This is a genomic window from Salininema proteolyticum (assembly GCF_042685645.1).
Taxonomy (GTDB): Bacteria; Actinomycetota; Actinomycetes; order Mycobacteriales; family Micromonosporaceae; genus Salininema; species Salininema proteolyticum.
In genome coordinates, this window is record NZ_JBHUNX010000001.1 from 1,558,581 (window position 1) to 1,575,384 (window position 16,804).

At 62.2% G+C, this 16,804-nt stretch carries 8 protein-coding genes; 7 read left to right on the top strand and 1 reads right to left on the bottom strand.

From position 1 onward, the window contains the following. Positions 1-161 precede the first annotated feature (161 nt). The 3 genes from istA to ACFTE1_RS07355 all read left to right on the top strand — a co-directional run bounded on the left by istA (position 162) and on the right by ACFTE1_RS07355 (position 3,295). Entirely contained in the window at positions 162-1,646 is a 1,485-nt protein-coding gene (gene istA, locus ACFTE1_RS07345; RefSeq protein ID WP_380624828.1) for an IS21 family transposase, read from the top strand. Positions 1,647-1,749: 103 nt separating this feature from the next. Next, a complete protein-coding gene (locus ACFTE1_RS07350; RefSeq protein ID WP_380762913.1) occupies positions 1,750-2,592 on the top strand; it encodes an ATP-binding protein in 843 nt (280 codons plus the stop codon). Further along, on the top strand, positions 2,552-3,295 hold the full coding sequence (locus ACFTE1_RS07355; RefSeq protein ID WP_380762916.1) for an IS5 family transposase: 744 nt from the start codon (positions 2,552-2,554) through the stop codon (positions 3,293-3,295). Before ACFTE1_RS07350 ends, ACFTE1_RS07355 begins: the two co-directional genes overlap by 41 nt. Here the strand turns inward: ACFTE1_RS07355 and ACFTE1_RS07360 are convergent. Further along, on the bottom strand, positions 3,205-3,957 hold the full coding sequence (locus ACFTE1_RS07360; protein WP_380624772.1) for a PIN domain-containing protein: 753 nt from the start codon (positions 3,955-3,957) through the stop codon (positions 3,205-3,207). The genes ACFTE1_RS07355 and ACFTE1_RS07360 overlap by 91 nt on opposite strands. Before the next feature lie 181 nt (positions 3,958-4,138). Between ACFTE1_RS07360 and ACFTE1_RS07365 the strand changes: the two genes are divergently transcribed. The 4 genes from ACFTE1_RS07365 to ACFTE1_RS07380 all read left to right on the top strand — a co-directional run bounded on the left by ACFTE1_RS07365 (position 4,139) and on the right by ACFTE1_RS07380 (position 16,775). After that, entirely contained in the window at positions 4,139-4,513 is a 375-nt protein-coding gene (locus ACFTE1_RS07365) for a DUF6188 family protein (RefSeq protein ID WP_380624770.1), read from the top strand. Between the two features lie 654 nt (positions 4,514-5,167). After that, a complete protein-coding gene (locus tag ACFTE1_RS07370; protein ID WP_380624769.1) occupies positions 5,168-6,571 on the top strand; it encodes a hypothetical protein in 1,404 nt (467 codons plus the stop codon). 60 nt (positions 6,572-6,631) lie between these two features. After that, entirely contained in the window at positions 6,632-10,300 is a 3,669-nt protein-coding gene (locus ACFTE1_RS07375) for a LamG-like jellyroll fold domain-containing protein (protein ID WP_380624767.1), read from the top strand. Positions 10,301-10,340: 40 nt separating this feature from the next. Further along, positions 10,341-16,775: an RHS repeat-associated core domain-containing protein gene (locus ACFTE1_RS07380; RefSeq protein ID WP_380624765.1), complete on the top strand. Its 6,435-nt coding sequence runs from the start codon at positions 10,341-10,343 to the stop codon at positions 16,773-16,775. Positions 16,776-16,804: the final 29 nt, after the last annotated feature.

Here is a 16,804-nt window from a genome sequence, read left to right on the forward strand (position 1 = left end):
TACAAGGAGCCTTCCTGCTGTCCGAGGAGATTGTCAGCGGACAGGTCATTCTAGGTATTGACGGACAGTTCGGTCCGGCACCTGCGGACATTTCCGAGGTGTCAGCCACGGACAGATAACCTGGGTGCCCCGTAACACAGGGTTTCCTAGAACATCTGTTCGTGAAGTCGAACGAGGAGATCATGGAAATCCTGGAAGCCTACGACCTGGTGAAGTCCTACCGCAAGGCCGCCGCATTGGTCGGATGCAACCCCGATACCGTTGCGCGGTATGTGAAGCTGCGCGGCCAGGGCGTGGACCCGAAGAACCGCAAACCGCGGGCGAAGATCATCGACCGCTACATGCCCAAGATCGAAGAGCTGGTCGAGCGTTCCAAAGGCTTGGTCGGTGCCGACGTCGTCCACGACAAGATCACCGCCATTGGCTTCAAAGGCGACGAACGAACGACCCGCCGCGCGGTGTCCGCAGCGAAGAAGTCCTACCGCGACGGCAATAGGCGCGTCTTCCGTCCCTGGACACCGGAGCCGGGCTTGTGGGCGCAATTCGACTGGGGCGAGGGCCCGAAGGTCGACGGGCAGCGCACGTTCCTCTGGTGCGCATGGCTGGCCTGGTCGCGCTACCGAGTCGTGATCCCTGTCTGGGACAAGAAGATCCCCACCATCGCCGCGTGCCTGGATGAGACGTTCCGCCGCTTCGGCGGCGTCCCGGACAACGTCCTGACCGACAACGAGAAGACCGTCACCGTCGACCATATCGCCCGCCTGCCGGTGCTCAACAGCGACATGGCCGCCATCGGCCGGTTCTACGGGACCACCATCAAGACCTGCCTGCCGGCTGACCCGCAGTCGAAGGGCGGATCGGAAGCCACCGTCCGGCTGGCCAAACGCGACCTGCTGCCCACCGGCGTCAACCTCCGACCCCACTACGGGTCGTTCGGCGACCTGCAAGCCGCCGCCGAGGCGTTCTGCGAGAGGATCAACGCAGACATCCATCGCGAGACCCGCCGGGCCCCGGCCGAGGCGCTTTTCGAGGAGCGCACCCGCCTCCACCTGATCCCCGAGCAGGCCTACACCGCGGCGTTCGGTCAGACTCGCCAGGTCAGCCGCGACTCCACGATCTCGTTCAACGGCGTCCGCTACTCCGTTCCCTACCAGCACATCGACGGGACAGTCTGGGTCCGCCTGGCCGGAGACGAGGTCGTCATCGCTGCCGTCGTCGAAGGGTCCGCCCGCGAGATCGCCCGCCATGACGTCTCCACACCGGGCAGGCCGAGTATCAAGGACGAGCACTACCCGCCCTCCTCGAGGGGCATTCGCCGGGCCAGGGCCACCAACCCCGATGAAGAGGCGTTCCTCGCCATCGGCCCGGCCGCCGAGATATGGCTGGTCGCCGCAGCCGCCGCCGGAACAGTACGGATGCGCCTGAAGATGCGCCACGCGGTCGAAGCCTCCGCCATCTACGGTCCCGAGGCGGTCAACCGCGCCCTCGCGGCAGCCTCCGAGGCCGAACGGTTCGACGAGCACGCCATCGAAGACATCATCGAGTACCAGCGGTTCGAGGCCCGCACCGGTGAGATCACCCGCGCTTCCGAAGAGCACTCCCTCCAGCCGGGAACCGGCGCCTGGGCGTCGTTCGGAGCCAACTAAAAAACGCCCCGAACCCGGCCAGAGATGGGTTCGAGGCGCAACTACATCTAATTCAGAAAGGTAACCGATGACCGACACCGTCTCCACCCCTGCCCCGCCGAGAATGGCGGCGCCCGCATCGGCCGTCGCCGCCGTCACCGGCCAAGCCTTCGACGAGGCCGTCCACCTCACCAAACGCCTCAAGATGCCGCACCTGCGCCGCGCGCTGGAAGAAGTCATCCCCACCGCCAAAGCGCAACGCTGGGATCCGGCCGAGATCGTCCGCGTCCTCCTGGCCGAAGAAGTCGCCGGACGCGACGCCTCCAACCTCCGCACCAGGCGCCGCCGCGCCGCGTTCCCGACCGGGAAGTCCTTCCACGTCTGGGACGAGACCGCCTCGTCCATCCCCATCCCCACCCAGCAAGCATTGAGAACGCTGGAATGGGTCGGGCGCCGGGAGAACTTCTGCATCTGCGGCCCCTCCGGGACAGGGAAATCGCACCTCTGCGAAGCACTCGGGCAAAGCGCTGTCGACGCCGGCCTGGCCGTCTCCTGGTTCACCATCGAGGACCTCGGGGCGATCGTCCGTAAGCACCGCGTCGACGACACCGTCGCCAAGGCGTTCAACAGGATCACCCGCGCCGACCTGATCATCGTCGACGACATCGGACTGCTCCCGGTCTCCGAAGACGCCGCCGAGGGCTTCTACCGCCTCGTTGACGCCGCCTATGAGAAGCTGTCTTTGGAGTCGGAGCCCCTGCGGCCCATAGAAAAAGAGCCTCTGGTATCAGTCTTTCTTAACCACAAGATCGACAACCCCAGAGGCTCCCTTGCATCCTACCTGCGACCCATGGCTTCACACGACCCGCACCTCCGTCTATCCGTCAGACTGCACCGATGCAGAGTGGGCTCTGATCGCCCCGCTCCTGCCGGTCCCGGCCGCCTTGAGCGGACGAGGCGGGCATGAACACCACTGTCGTCGGGCGATCGTCGACGCCATTCGGTACATCGCCGACTCCGGCACGAAATGGCGCAGCCTCCCGGTCGACTTCCCGCCGTTCAAGACCGTCTACGGGTTCTATTCGCGCTGGGTATCAGCCGGTGTGTGGGACCGCATAAACACCGTCATTCGTGAAAAGCTCCGCTACGCCACCGGGCGGAAGGCCGAACCCTCAGCTGTCTCCATCGACTCCCAGTCGGTCAAGGCTGACATGACCGTTCCGGCCGCGACCAGGGGCTATGACGGCGGGAAGAAGATCAACGGCCGCAAAAGACACATCGCCGTCGACACCATGGGCCTGATCCTGGTCGTGATGGTCACCGGCGCCGGCGTCCAGGACCGGACCGCCGCCCGCGACCTCCTGTTCGCCCTATCGCAGCGGTTCCCGACCATCGCCCGAGTCTGGGCCGATAGCGGCTACCAGAGCCCGATTGCCGACCTCGCTCGAGAGCTCTATGGATTTGTCGTCGAGATCGTTTCTAAACTGGCAGGCCAGAGAGGGTTCGTGGTACAGCCACGCCGTTGGGTGGTGGAGAGATCCTTCGCCTGGCTCATGCACCGGCGCCGACTCTGCCGTGATTACGAGCGCAAGCCCGAGCACGCCGAGGGGTTCGTGCTGGTCGCCAGCATCTTCGTCATGGCCCGACAGCTATCCAAAATGGAATCATGACCGCAGAGACGCCTTCTGAGACCGCGGCAGTGCTCGTCATCGCTGTTCCAGGTGGTGGAATCTAGGTCGCCCAGTATGTTCAGTAGGGTGTTGAGATTTGGGACGATGACGAGTCGGTCGTCTGTACGCGCGACGAGTTCCTCTCTCAACGCCGTGTCCGTGAAGAACGCCTTCTTGTCGTTCGAGACGAAGAACGTCACGTGACCCTTGTCGTCTTCTGCCTGGTGGATTGCCGTCTCCAGCATCGTGACATCGCGGCCGTTGCCACCCTTATTGTCCGCAGGTGCCTGACGGCGGATCTCACGTCGCTGAGCCTTATCCGCAGCGCCAACCGGAGTTGGCACGGGTGGCCCAAACTTGGTGTTCAAGCCGCGGCGGAGAACCTCCTCAATCTGGTCGATCGAAGGAGCCGCCTCGTTGCATCCCGCCAGGTACGCTCCGCGGTCACTAGACCGGATTTTGAGGCCGGCAACCCAAGGAGGTAGAGCCCTCTTTCCTGAGGTATCGAGGTCGCGAATGCGCTGCCCCACGTACTCTTCGACCGCGAGCTCTGGAATTCGCACCAGTACTTGCCACCGCCTAGCGACAGCCTGGACGAGACGAAAGTGTGGTTTCGTCTCGCGCGCATCGCCGCGCACCGCGTTCGTGTCCAAGAGAATCATGTCTCTGATTTTCCTCCCGTACGCGACGGTAGTGCATAACCCGAACGGGTGGCGCTCCGGCAGACTTGTTGACCCAGTGCTGGTCACGACAGGGGATCTGTGGCGGAGGCACCTAGCTAGTGCAGGTCCATGGCCCATGAGAGACGATGGGATGTACGAGCTACCGAAAAGGCTGTGATGAATGATTTTCAACGACCTCACTGGCTCCTCCGTCGCAAAAATAGAGCACTACCTTCCAGTGACGATGAGGACGGACACCGGCTGGGTGATCCAGATTGAGAACGACATGCAGATGTCCATCACTGCGGCGGGCAGAGAGCAGCTCAACAGGGAGAGTCCTGAATTGCCCGGCCGGCTGAGAAAAGTTGTGGAAGAGTCCACGGTCACGGCGGCAACCATGACCGATGGAGTCCTCGAGCTGCAGTTCAGCTCGGGCATTGAACTCGTCGTGGAACCCGACCCGGAATTCGAGTCGTGGAACATCGTCGGCCCCAGCCGTCAGCGCGTCATCTGCGCACCCGGCGGCGAACTAGTCTACTTCCCGGGACTGGATTAACGCTAGGCGAAATTTCATCGGCGGATCCAAGCGTGACAGCGGCCAACCGGTCCGCACGAGCGCATCGTTGGCCAACGGCAAGTGACTCGGCCCGCTGGAACCAGAGTTGTGAGGCGCCAGTCCGCGCGCCTCAGCCTTCCTGACCACGCGGGGTTGCCTCGGCGTTGGGCCCGCAAGCGGTGGTTGGTGCGCTCACGGGGCGAGACTCAACCGTCGAGAAATAAGTCTGGGTGATTGGCTTCATGGAACTCGGTGAGAGGATTTTGTTGCGAACCTGTGACGTTCTGAATTTTCAAACGTGGCTTCCATATCTAATAGCTGACTGTGATCAGAAAGTTTCTTGCTGAGTTATTAAGTATCTATTGACTGTTTGTGCTGTTCTGTTCGGGGTGTCGGAAATTGCTCAAGAGGGGGAGCATTTCCCCATGCATTAACGTTTCCTAACATTGCGAAGCGAAAACTCTATGCCCTCAACCCCGATCAGGACCTCTGATGGAAGATTCTGTGCCCCTTACTCCCGCTGTCGTGCCCGCGATCGGTAGTAGTCGACGGTCGCGAAAGACCGTTATCCAGGTATCCGCTCTCGCTCTCCTGGCGAGTGTTGCTGCATTTTCAATTCCGAGTGCGGCTGTTGCGAATACCTGCCAGGGCGGGGTGGATTCGGACTTCAACGGTGACGGCAAACCTGACCTTGCGATTGCCGACCCGGACGCGACCGTTGACGGCCAAGTCCGCGCTGGACACGTCACTGTGGCCTACGGAGGTGGAGGGACGCAGGTCATTGACCAGCGCGAAACCCCGGGAAACGATAACGGTGCCGGTGACCGGTTCGGGTTCGCCCTCGACTCCGTTGATTGGAACGATGACGGTTGTTCGGACCTGTTCGTGGGAGCACCTTTCGAGCTGTGGAACAACAACACGATCTCAGAGGCAGGCATGGTTGCCATGATTCCGGGGTCTCCCTCGGGGCTGGACGTGGCCAAGACCGAGCTGATCCACCAAGGCAAGTCGGCCGTGCCGGGCGGCGCGGAGGAGGGCGACCGGTTCGGGTACTCCATTGCCGCCGGCGTTGACGAGCGCGACAACCCGTTCGTGTTGATCGGTGCTCCGGGCGAGTCGATCGGTGCAGTGGAACGGGCGGGCATGGTCGTTTACGGCCGCCCGGGCGGTGAGTTCGCTTCAATTCACCAGGGCCATGACAACGTCGTCGGCGGCGCCGAAGTCAACGACATGTACGGTTATTCCCTGGCGGCCTCTGCGCGAGGATTCGTCATTGGCGCCCCTGGGGAGGCGATCGGTCCCAGCGAGTACGCGGGAGTGGCCCATGTGTTCAAGCATCCGGCCGATTTGTCGGTAGGAACTGTCTGGGGGGACTTGCAACAAGACACTCCCGGCATTAGCGGAGTCGCCGAAGCTGGGGACATGATGGGGTTTTCTGTTGACATGGTCGACTACAAGACCTCTAGCGGAGACTTCTCCAGCATCGTCGTGGTGGGCAACCCCGGTGAAGACGGCGGATATAAGGACCAGGGCGGAGTCTACGAGTTCACGGCCGACGGGTCGATCGTCGAAAAAGAGAATTTCGGGCAGGGGTCATCCGGAATCCCTGGCGCGCGGGAAGACGGGGACTTGTTCGGCGCCGGTCTGGCAGCGATCAACCGGAAACCGGGCTCTGTGCCGGCATGGTCGGACTTGTTGTTGGCCGTTGGGGTGCCTGGTGAGGATGTCACCAGCGACGATGGGGCTGAGCATGTCGACCGTGGGTGGGTGCAGACAGTCTCTTTGCTGACCTCTCCCGATGACCACATTTCTTCCATCGATAAGAGTCTAGTGGAATCAGATGCGATGACCTGGCATTCGGGTTCACGGATTGGGGATGTGCTTCATGCGACGGCTACACATCTGTTTTTCACCGACTTCTCTGACGCGGCACCGGCTGTGTACGGAATCCCCTGGGACAACCTGTACGCCGGTGAAACTGAAACGGTGATCGTGTACAAGCCCGGTGAAGATGGAATCCCGGCCGACTCGGTCAACTTCGGCGCTGCTCTCGCCTAGCGACGCCCATCGAATCTGACACAGCCCCCTGCCCCCTGCTTGTGATGTGAAGAGGAATCCATGAATCCCGAAGACCGACATGCCTTCCGTTGGAAGCGGCTCGTAGCTGCTGGAGTGTCGACGGTCCTGGCCGCTACAGCGGCCGCTACCTTTCCGTGGAATGCGGCATCCCCTCCGTCCGCCCAGGCTGAGGAAGCGGGACAGTCCGACGGAGCGGCTCAAACCGCGGCGGCTGCACGTGAGGAGGCAGTGTCCTCGGGGCAGCCCGTCGAGGTGTTGTCCGAACGTTCGGAACGCCGGGACGTGGTAGCCAATCCGGATGGGACGTTCACGGCTTCGGAACATGCCGCCCCGGTGCGTGCGCGTGTCGGTGGAGAGTGGAGGCCGATTGACACAACACTGTCGGTTGATTCCGGCAATGGGATTCGGCCTGCGTCAACGACATTGCCGATTGCCTTCTCCGAGGGTGGCAGTGACCCGTTGGTGACAGTGCGTAAATCCGGTTCGACTTTCGAACTGGATTGGGAGGGCGACCTTCCTGAACCGACAGTGGAGGGCGATTCGGCGCACTATGCTGACGTGCTGCCGGGTGTCGACCTCGTGGTGACCGCTCTGGCAGCGGGGTTCACGCACACCCTCGTGGTCACGACTGCCGAGGCGGCGGCGAACCCTGCGTTGGACGCGATCGACATGCCGGTCACGGTTGACGGTGTCTCTGTCGAGAACGCCGAGAATGGGGGCATGACCGTCCGCGACGCTGGCGATGAAGGCGTGTGGATGGAGTCCGGGGGAGCCGTCATGTGGGACTCCTCGGGCATTGACCGGGCTGACAGTGAGAACACTGATCCAGGCTTGCTGCGCAGCATGCCTGAGTCGGTCGACACGACTGATGTCGAGGGATTCAGCGACACGTCGGCGGCGACTAAAGCGACCGGTCGGAAGACCGAGTTCGATATCGATGCCTCTGATACGGCGATCGGCCTGCGGCCCGATCAGGCTATGCTGGAGGACCCTGACACGGTCTTCCCCGTGTTCATCGACCCGGTCTACCACGACTACTACCGGTCGGCCTGGGCGGCGGTGTTCGACGACTACCCCCACCAGGAATATTGGAAGTGGTCGAACTCCCAGAAGCACGGCGGGGTCGGCACGTGGAACGACGGGGCCTCGGTCAAGCGACAGTACATTCGTGTTCCTACCTCGCGTTACCGGGGCAAGGACATTCTCAGCGCCGAGTTGGCCGTCGCGGTCGGTTACAACTGGTACCACGATAACCATGCGACCGGGTATAACGTGAACCTGCGTCAGGTCTCCGGGTTCTCCAGTTCGACCAACTGGAACAACATGCCCTCCTCGTCCTACGTCACCTATGCCGACGCGCCTGCCGCCGACGGCGGTCAGTGTAAAGCTCCGACGAACCGGTCGACTTCGTCGATGGAGTGGGGCATCACCTCCACCGTCCAGGAGGCTGCTGACGACGGCAAGTCGAGCTTGTCGTTCGAGGTGCGCAACTACTCGGAGAAAGAGTCGAAGCGTTGGTTGAAAATCTGCAACAACGCCACACTGCGCGTCAAGTACAACACGAAGCCGGACCAGGCGCCGATGGACGAGCTGCGCATGAACCCCGGGCCGGTCTGCGCGTGGAATCCCAGTGACGGATCCCGCGCGGTCAACGAGCTTCCGACGCTGTATGCGACGTTGACCGACCCCGATCACGGAGACACTAATGAGTGGGGCTCTTATGACGGGGGAAAGGTCACCGAGCAGCTGAAGGCCAAGTGGGAGCTGACGGATGCCGATGATGCCGTGCTGTGGAGTGGAACCGGAGCAGCAGAGAAGGCCTCGGGGTCGGAGTTCGAGCTGGACCTGAACACGGTGTCGGGACTGGCGGACAAGATTTCCGATGGTACTGAGGTCCGGTGGCAGGTGAAAGCTGTCGATCAAGAAGGCGCAGCAGGGCCGTGGAGTGGACATGGGTCTCCGACTCGTTGCCGGTTCTGGTATGACGCGGACGCTCCCGACGCGCCCACAATCTCATCGCAGAGTTTGCCGCAGACCGATGCGGACGGCAATGAGGTAGTGTCTCCCATGGTGGGCCAGCTTGGTGAGTTGACCCTGTCGACGACGTCGACCGATGTCTTCTCCTACCGCTACGACTTCCTGCAAGATGAGTCCGGACCACAGACGGTGTCCGTCTCCCAAGGTGGGGACCCGGCGACGATCACCTATCGTCCTCTGGTGCCTGGCCGGCATGTGCTGCAGGTGACGGCTCTGGACAATGCGGGCAACGGAACCGCCTCAACCTACTCGTTCCGGGTTTCGGCTGCAGCGCCAGACGGGCACTGGACTTTGACCGACTCGGTCGGTTCGACCACGGCCACCGACGAGGCCGACCGCAACCCCGGTACCCCGGGCGGCGGTGTCACGTTTGGAGTCAACGGCCCCGGCACGCGGTCCGCGGCATCGTTTGATGGAACCATCGACGCCTATGTCAGCACCACGTCATGGGGCCTCACGCCGACCGGAGCCAGCGTGTCGATGGCGGCCTGGGCTCGTGTCGATGATTTGTCGCGGGACGGTGTGATCGCCGCGATCGGATCGACCGGAGAGGCCGGAATGATGCTGGCCTACGAGTCGACCTCGACCACCGGCGGCCGGTGGAAGGTCGCGATGGCCGACATGCCCTTGAACGCCTTCGCCTACAAGGAAGCCGCCGGCGGCATCGTCTCGGAATCCAACCAGGACGAGTGGGTGCACCTGACGGGTGTCTACAACAGCAGCACCGAGATTCTCACCCTGTTCGCCAATGGGAAACAGATCGCCCAGGAAACTGGCATCATCCCGTGGTGGGGGGACGGCACGGTTCAGATCGGCCGTGCTGAGACCAATGGCGCCTACGGCGACAACTTCTCCGGCGGTATCGCCGACGTCCGCGTCTACGACCGCGTCGTTCCCGCACCTGAAGCCGCCTACCTGGGTCAACAAGTCCCGGCCAGGAAGGGACTGTGGCAGTTCTCGATCCTCGGCGAGGGCCGCACGGTGGAGAACCTCGACGGCGGCGCCAAAGCAGTGCTGTCGGAGACCGGAAGCGAGATCTACCGGTGGCAGGACGCCCCGCCAGACCCGAGCGGAAACCCCCCGAGCAGAGTGCTGGTCGGAGACGGCTACTTGAAGCTCGACAGCGCAGGCCAGGGATACGCCAGTGTGCCCGACCCGATGATCGATTCGTCGCGGTCGTTCAGTCTCTCGCTGCGCGCCAAGCTGAACACGGCCCACCCGGAGAAAGCCATGACGGTCATGTCGCTGCCCGGCGCCAACGAGTCGGCCATCACGCTCAGCTATGACCCGGCCGCCAACGACAACCAGGGAGGTTGGGTTCTGAGGGCCATGACCTCTGACGCTGCCGGTGCTGAGACAGTATCGATCGTCCACTCGCAGGTCTTGCCCACCGACGAGGACGCCGGCCAGTTGCTGTCGGTGGTCTACGACGGGATCACCGGTCAACTCCGGTTGTACGTGGACGGTCAGTCGACTACTGCACTGGCCGAACCGTTCACCACCGCATGGAAGGCGACCGGTGACATTCAGATCGGGCGCGGCTTCGCCAGCGGCTCGTACAACGGGTACTTCCACGGCGGATTGGACGACTTCCGGATCTACCAAGGCGTTCTCGACGACACCTCGATCCAGAGGCTGAACCGCGACTTCGAAGAGTTCCCCGACATCTGACCGCCCCAGCGACCTCACGGTTGGAAGGACGACCACCCTCATGACCACACCCTTGCTGCCCACCGAGCCTGAACGCGAAACCCGCGCCCGCACGCGCGCCCTGGCCTCGTCACTGTGTCTGGCGCTGGCTATCGGCGTTGGCGCCGTCGCGCTGGAACCGTTGTTCTTCGGCGACGTCCCCGAACACCCCGGCTACGGGGACCCCGCAGAGGGCCGTGACGCTGAAGTGCGCGACCGCGAAGGCAACGACCTCGCCGTGGAAGCGCCGCCGGAGGTGTCGTGGCCGGAGTCCGACACTGTCTCGCTCGACCTGTCGGGAGACGGACTGGCTCAGAGCAGAGTTGGTGGTCTGCCTGTCATGGTGTCGTGGACCGGGTCTTCCGGTCCCGACCAGGTGGACGTGGGGGTTGTCTCACCGCAACAGACCGAGCAGGCCGACATCGGCGGGGTCCTGCTCGCGGTCGCGGCCGATGATGAGGGCACGGTCGACGTGTCGGTCGGTTATGACGGCATCACGGCCGCCTACGGCGGCGACTGGGGCCAGCGTCTGGCGGCGTGGTCGGTTCCCGACTGCGGTGTGGTCGAAGCTGAGTGCGCGCAGAGCGCGACCGCGCTGGCCTCGTCCAACAACGGGGAAGACCAGACGGTCACGTTCACCGTCGCCACTGGCGCAAACAGCACTGCAGACGAGAAGAAGGCCGACCGCAAGTCGAACGAGTCGGGAGGCAAGGCGGAGGTTCGCCCTGCTGACTACACCGGCAACGGTTCGACGCTTGCCCATCAGGCCGAGTGGTCCGCCGCGCCGGCTTCCACCAGAGTGGTCGCTCTGGCGGCCAGTGAGGACTCCGCCGCGGGTGACTATAAGGCCACCAGCTTGGCCGAGTCGTCCTCCTGGAACCACTCGGGCGCATCGGGCGCGTTCACGTGGTCCTATCCGTTCTCCGCACCCTCGACGGTGCGGAGCTTGGCGCCTGAACTGGCACTGTCATACTCCTCGCAGTCCTCCGACGGTCGGACGTCGGCGACCAACAACCAAGGCTCCTGGATCGGAGAGGGCTTCACACTCGAACCGGGCTATATCGAACGGCGATACCAGTCTTGCTCCGACGACGGACACAAGGACGAACCCGGCGCCGGCGACCAGTGCTGGGCGAGGGACAACGCCACCATCTCCCTCAACGGCTCCGCAGGAGATCTGGTCAAGGATGGCGACACCTGGAGGCTGTCGAGCGACGACGGCTCCAAAGTCGAACACTTGACCGGAGCGGACAACGGCGACAACAACGGCGAGTACTGGAAGGTCACCACCACCGACGGCACCCAGTACTACTTCGGACGCCACCAACTCCCCGGACACTCCTCGGGAGACGCCACGACCGACTCCACCTGGACCGTCCCGGTGTTCGGCGACGACTCCGGCGAACCGTGCTACAACTCCACCTTCGCCGACGCCTACTGCGACCAGGCGTGGCGGTGGAACCTCGACTACATCGTCTCCCCGACCGGCGCGGCCATGGCCTACTACTACGGCACCGAGACCAACCACTACGCACGACACGGTGACACCGACGTCAACGGCGACGCCTACATTCGCGGCGGCTACCTCACACGCGTCGACTACGGCCTGGACGCCGACAACGCCTACGCCACCGCCCCCTCACGGATCGTGTTCGACACCTCCGAACGGTGCCTGGCGACCAAGGAGTTCGACTGCGACCCCGCCAAGATCGACGATGGCGCCGAAACAGCCCGCAACTGGGCCGACGTACCCTATGACCGCAACTGCAAAGCCGATACCAAATGCGAGTACTGGCAGGCCTCACCGACGTTCTGGACGCGCAAGCGCCTGACCGGAATCACCACCGAGGTCCACGACGGGTCGGGATACCAGAAGGTCGACTCTTGGAAACTCGAGCACTCCTGGGTGTCCAACGGCGACGGGACCCGGTCGCTGTGGTTGGAGAAGATCACCCGCACCGGCCACACCGGCACCGACCCGATCACCCTGCCCTCCACCGAGCTGCTGCCCGTCCAACTGGAAAACCGCGTCGATGAGACCGGCGACAACATCTCCCCAATGATCCGGCCGCGTATCGCCACCATCTACACTGACCTCGGCGGCCAGATCGACGTCACCTACAACAAAGCCAACTGCACCCCGGGAGACACGCCGACTCCGGAGACCAACACGCGGCGGTGCTTCCCCGTCATTTGGAAGCCAGCCTCCAAGAGCGACGACATCACCGACTGGTTCAACAAGTACCCCGTCGCGAAGGTGACCGTCTCCGACCGCGTGGCCGAATCGCCCGACCAGGTCACCACCTACCTCTACAAGAACCCCGCCTGGAGGAAGGCCGACTACAAGGGCATCGGGGATGAGGAGAACCTGACGTGGTCGGACTGGCGCGGCTACCGCACCGTCACCACCGTCGGCGCCCCCGGCACCACCCTGGAGACCCAGTCCACCTCCACCTATTTCCAAGGCATGCACGGCGATGACGACGGCTCGGGCGGGACCAAGAACGTCACCTTCACCAACCCGATCGGCCAGACCGTCACCGACTACAAAGAACTGTCCGGGCAAGTCGCCGGCACCGTGTCCTACAACGACGGCACGGCCGTGCAGAAGTCGGCCACCACCTACTGGCGGCACCAGACCGCCGAGGAGAACCACGACTGGGGCAGCCTGCAGTCCTACTATGTGCGGGAGAACATCGCCAAGACCGACGCGTTGAAAAAGGACGGCACTTGGCGGCGCACCAGCACCAACAAAAACTGGGACTCCACCTACGGGCGCCTGACCGAGGCGCAAGACCTCGGTGGCCCCGGCGCCGCCGATGACCAGTGCACCCGATACGAATACGCCGACAACACGGGCAGAAACATCGTCTCACTGACCAAGAGGGTCGAGACGGTCTCGGTGGGCTGCAGCGCTACACCCGACCGCGCCACCCAGGTCATCAGCGACACCCGCACCCTCTACGACGGCGGCGCCTACGGCGACGCCCCCACCAAGGGACTGGCCACTGAGACCCAGATTCTTGAATCCCATGACGGCGTAGCCGGAGAATATAAGTCCGTGGCAAAAACCTCCTACGATAGCTATGGGCGTTCTATTTCAGTCACTGATGCGGTAGGTAATACGATTGAGACCGCATATACTGACACGGAAGGTCACCTAGTAGAGTCCGTGGTGACTAACCCGCTCGGACACAGGGAGATTGTTAAATTCGACATTAGGCGTGGTTCGAAGTTGACGAAGACCGACGCCAACGGCAAGACCACCACACTCGAATACGACGCGCTGGGACGGATGACCACAGTCTGGACACCTGGGCAGGTCATCAACGACACCAACATTCCCTACCTGGAGTTCGAGTACAACATCGCCTCCAGTACGGCACCGGCCGTAGTGACAAAGCAGGTCACCAACGACCTCAACAGCCAACGCTCCAGCGTGGCCATCTACGACGGCCTGGCTCGCCAACGTCAGACCCAGGCACTTGGCCCCGACGGCGGACGACTGGTCTCAGACACGATCTACGACGCCCTCGGACGAACCTCAGAGAAACGCGAAGCCTACTACGCCACCGGTGCCCCTTCGACGTCGCTACTGGTGGTCGACACTGGTGAGACCGACGAACGGGCCGTGACCGAGTTCGACGACCTTGGCCGCGCCACAACGTCGATTACCTACCAGGGCAGCGAGGAACTGTGGCACACGACCACGGAACACTGGGCCGACCAGACGGCCCTGACCGCAGTCGACGGCGGCACCGCCACCCGCACCTACACCGACGCCCGTGGGAACACCACCGAACTGCGCCAGTATTACGGGGCCCAACCGACCGGCGATTACGAGGCAATCTCCTACACCTACACGCCTGCGGGCAAGATGGAGACGGCCACCGACGCCGCCGACAACGTTTGGAAATCCAAATACAACCAACTGGGCCAAAAGGTCAAGTACACCGACCCCGATACCGGCACCACCACCTACACCTACGATGCACTGGGCAACCAGACCTCCACCACCGACGCCCGCGGAGTGACCGTCTCCACCGAATACGACGCACTAGGCCGGACCACCGCCACATGGGAGGGCCAGCCGGGAACCGGAACACAGCTGACCAAACGCTTGTGGGACACGAAATTCAAGGGCTATGAAACCAGTTCCATCTCCTACCAAGGGGATGTGACGATCTACAAGTACATCACCGGTCGCAACTGGAACTACAAGCCCACCTCGACGATGTACTACGTCGGCGGCGGCAAAGCCGACCCGCTCAAGGGCTACTACAGCACCTCGGTCGACTACAACATCGACGGCACTCTTGAAGGACAAGGCTGGAGTGCCCAAGGTGGTCTCGACGCCGAAAGCGTCTACTACGAGCGCAACAAGCTCGGCCAGGTCGTCAAAGCCACCGGCAGCGACGGCGTCTACATGTCCAGCGCCCACTACACGCCAACCGGCGAACTCACCTCCGCACGCTACCCCGCGGCCGGAACCACGGTACAGAAAACCAACGTCTACGGCACCGCCGACCGGCTCACTGAGTCCTGGATCGAAAAGGACGACCTGGGCGGAGCGCTGTCCCACGTCAACTTCGACTACGATGACGCCGGCAACATCGACTCGATCATCGACGAGCCAACCACCCAAGAAGGTCAACGCCAGGCCCAATGCTTCGCCTACGACGGACTGCGCCGACTGACCGAAGCTTGGACCACCGCCAAGTCCGGCACCGGCGCGAATGCTTGCGACGGGGGCGCCGCCACTACTGGTGTGTCCGGTGCGGCACCATTCTGGCAGTCCTACACCTTCGACAAAGCCGGCAACCGCACTTCGATGACACACCACGCCGTAACGGAAGGAGAACAAGATCGCACCGTTAACTACGACTACAACACCACCGACGACAGCGCCGCCCACGCCCTCGACGCCGTCGAGGCCGACAAGAACATGGACGGCACTATCGACCCCGCCACCGAGACGACCCAGTTCGCCTACGATAGCGTCGGCAACACCAAGACCGTCTCCAACGGCAACGGATTCAACCAGCAATTCGAATGGAGTCCCACAGGAAAACTCGCCAGCCTGACCACCACCGGATCGGCCACCGCCGACCCGCAGACCGTTGGCGAAAACATCTCCGACAGCACCACCACCTACGCCTACGACGCCGACGGCAAACGGATCTTCCGTTTCGACGGCGACACCACTGCCAACCTCTTCCTCAACGACCTGGAGTTGGTCCACAACACCGCCACCGGAAAAACCACCTCAACACGGGCAGTCAAGCTCTCCGGAGGCGTCACCCGCATCGAATCCAGCGGAAACCAGACACAGCTCCAGTTCACCGACCACCACGGAACCGGCACCATCGCCATCGACTGCACCACCGGCGACATCACCCGCCGTCAATACGACCCCTACGGCAACCTCGCCGGCAACACCACGACTTCCAAGAACTGGATCGGACAGAAAGGATACGTTGGGGGCACGATTGACGGAACCGGATACACTCATATAGGGGCGAGAGAATACAACTCGACGTTGGGCCGGTTTATGACAGTCGACCCAATTGCTGACATGGGCAGCGCACTCCAACTCAACGGTTACGCTTATTCAAACAACAACCCGACCACGTTCTCAGACCCCACAGGCTTGCTGATTTGCAGCCCTTCTCCTGGCGCATTCTGCCCGGGGCAGGACATATCTCAGCAGGAAGAAGCGCTTGGGCTTGGTGGAAGTGGTGAGGCTCCCCCTCCAGGGCATCCAGCTGGCCCAGCTAGTGAATATCCCTCGAGTCCTGGAAATAATTCAGGTAGCGGGAGCAATGAGACCGAATGGGATCTAGCAAACTCCTATCTTAACTGCAATTCGACTCCAGTTCAGGGGGCTTGTGCCACTACCGATACGAATTACGTAGTCGAGGGCGGCAGCGGAATAGTCACATTTGATATGTTTATTGCTGCTGATGAGGCATGGGGACTTCACGGTGATGGCCGGGGCCACACGAGTGATCCAGGAGCTGAGAGTCGAGTGAGAATCTATTGGGATCTTGAATCAGGTAGGATGTCCATCGTTGCGTGGCCTAGTTCAACTAAGAATGGCGATCCCAAGGATGCATTGGAAACCTGTTTCTGTGATTCCGGAGACAACCGGGTGGTAACCGATGAGATGCAAGGGGAAAAATGGACAGGTAGTGGGCATTTTAGAATCGAGATTACGGCCCGACAATCCGCATTCGCGATTCCATCTCCGGAGATTGATCGAAGGGTAGACGTGTGGATTTCTGATGGAAGAGTACATGGCGATATGGAGGGAGATGCATTTCCTTCGACTACAATCTCCTACTATGAAAAAGGAAAGAACGGTAACATATTGGGTACCTATGATGAGACTACACCAGCGTCGCTTATGACTCCATTTTCTGTACAAGATACTGGATCTTGGGTGAAGGAGTGGTAGCGATGAACAGAAAATCTTGTTCTTCTGAG

What these genes read in the sequence shown, in the direction of transcription:
- ACFTE1_RS07365 (WP_380624770.1), top strand. Translation starts at nt 4,139, where the DNA reads ATGATTTTCAACGACCTCACTGGCTCCTCCGTCGCAAAAATAGAGCAC.
- ACFTE1_RS07360 (WP_380624772.1), bottom strand. Translation starts at nt 3,957, where the DNA reads ATGATTCTCTTGGACACGAACGCGGTGCGCGGCGATGCGCGCGAGACG.
- ACFTE1_RS07380 (WP_380624765.1), top strand. Translation starts at nt 10,341, where the DNA reads ATGACCACACCCTTGCTGCCCACCGAGCCTGAACGCGAAACCCGCGCC.
- ACFTE1_RS07375 (WP_380624767.1), top strand. Translation starts at nt 6,632, where the DNA reads ATGAATCCCGAAGACCGACATGCCTTCCGTTGGAAGCGGCTCGTAGCT.
- ACFTE1_RS07350 (WP_380762913.1), top strand. Translation starts at nt 1,750, where the DNA reads ATGGCGGCGCCCGCATCGGCCGTCGCCGCCGTCACCGGCCAAGCCTTC.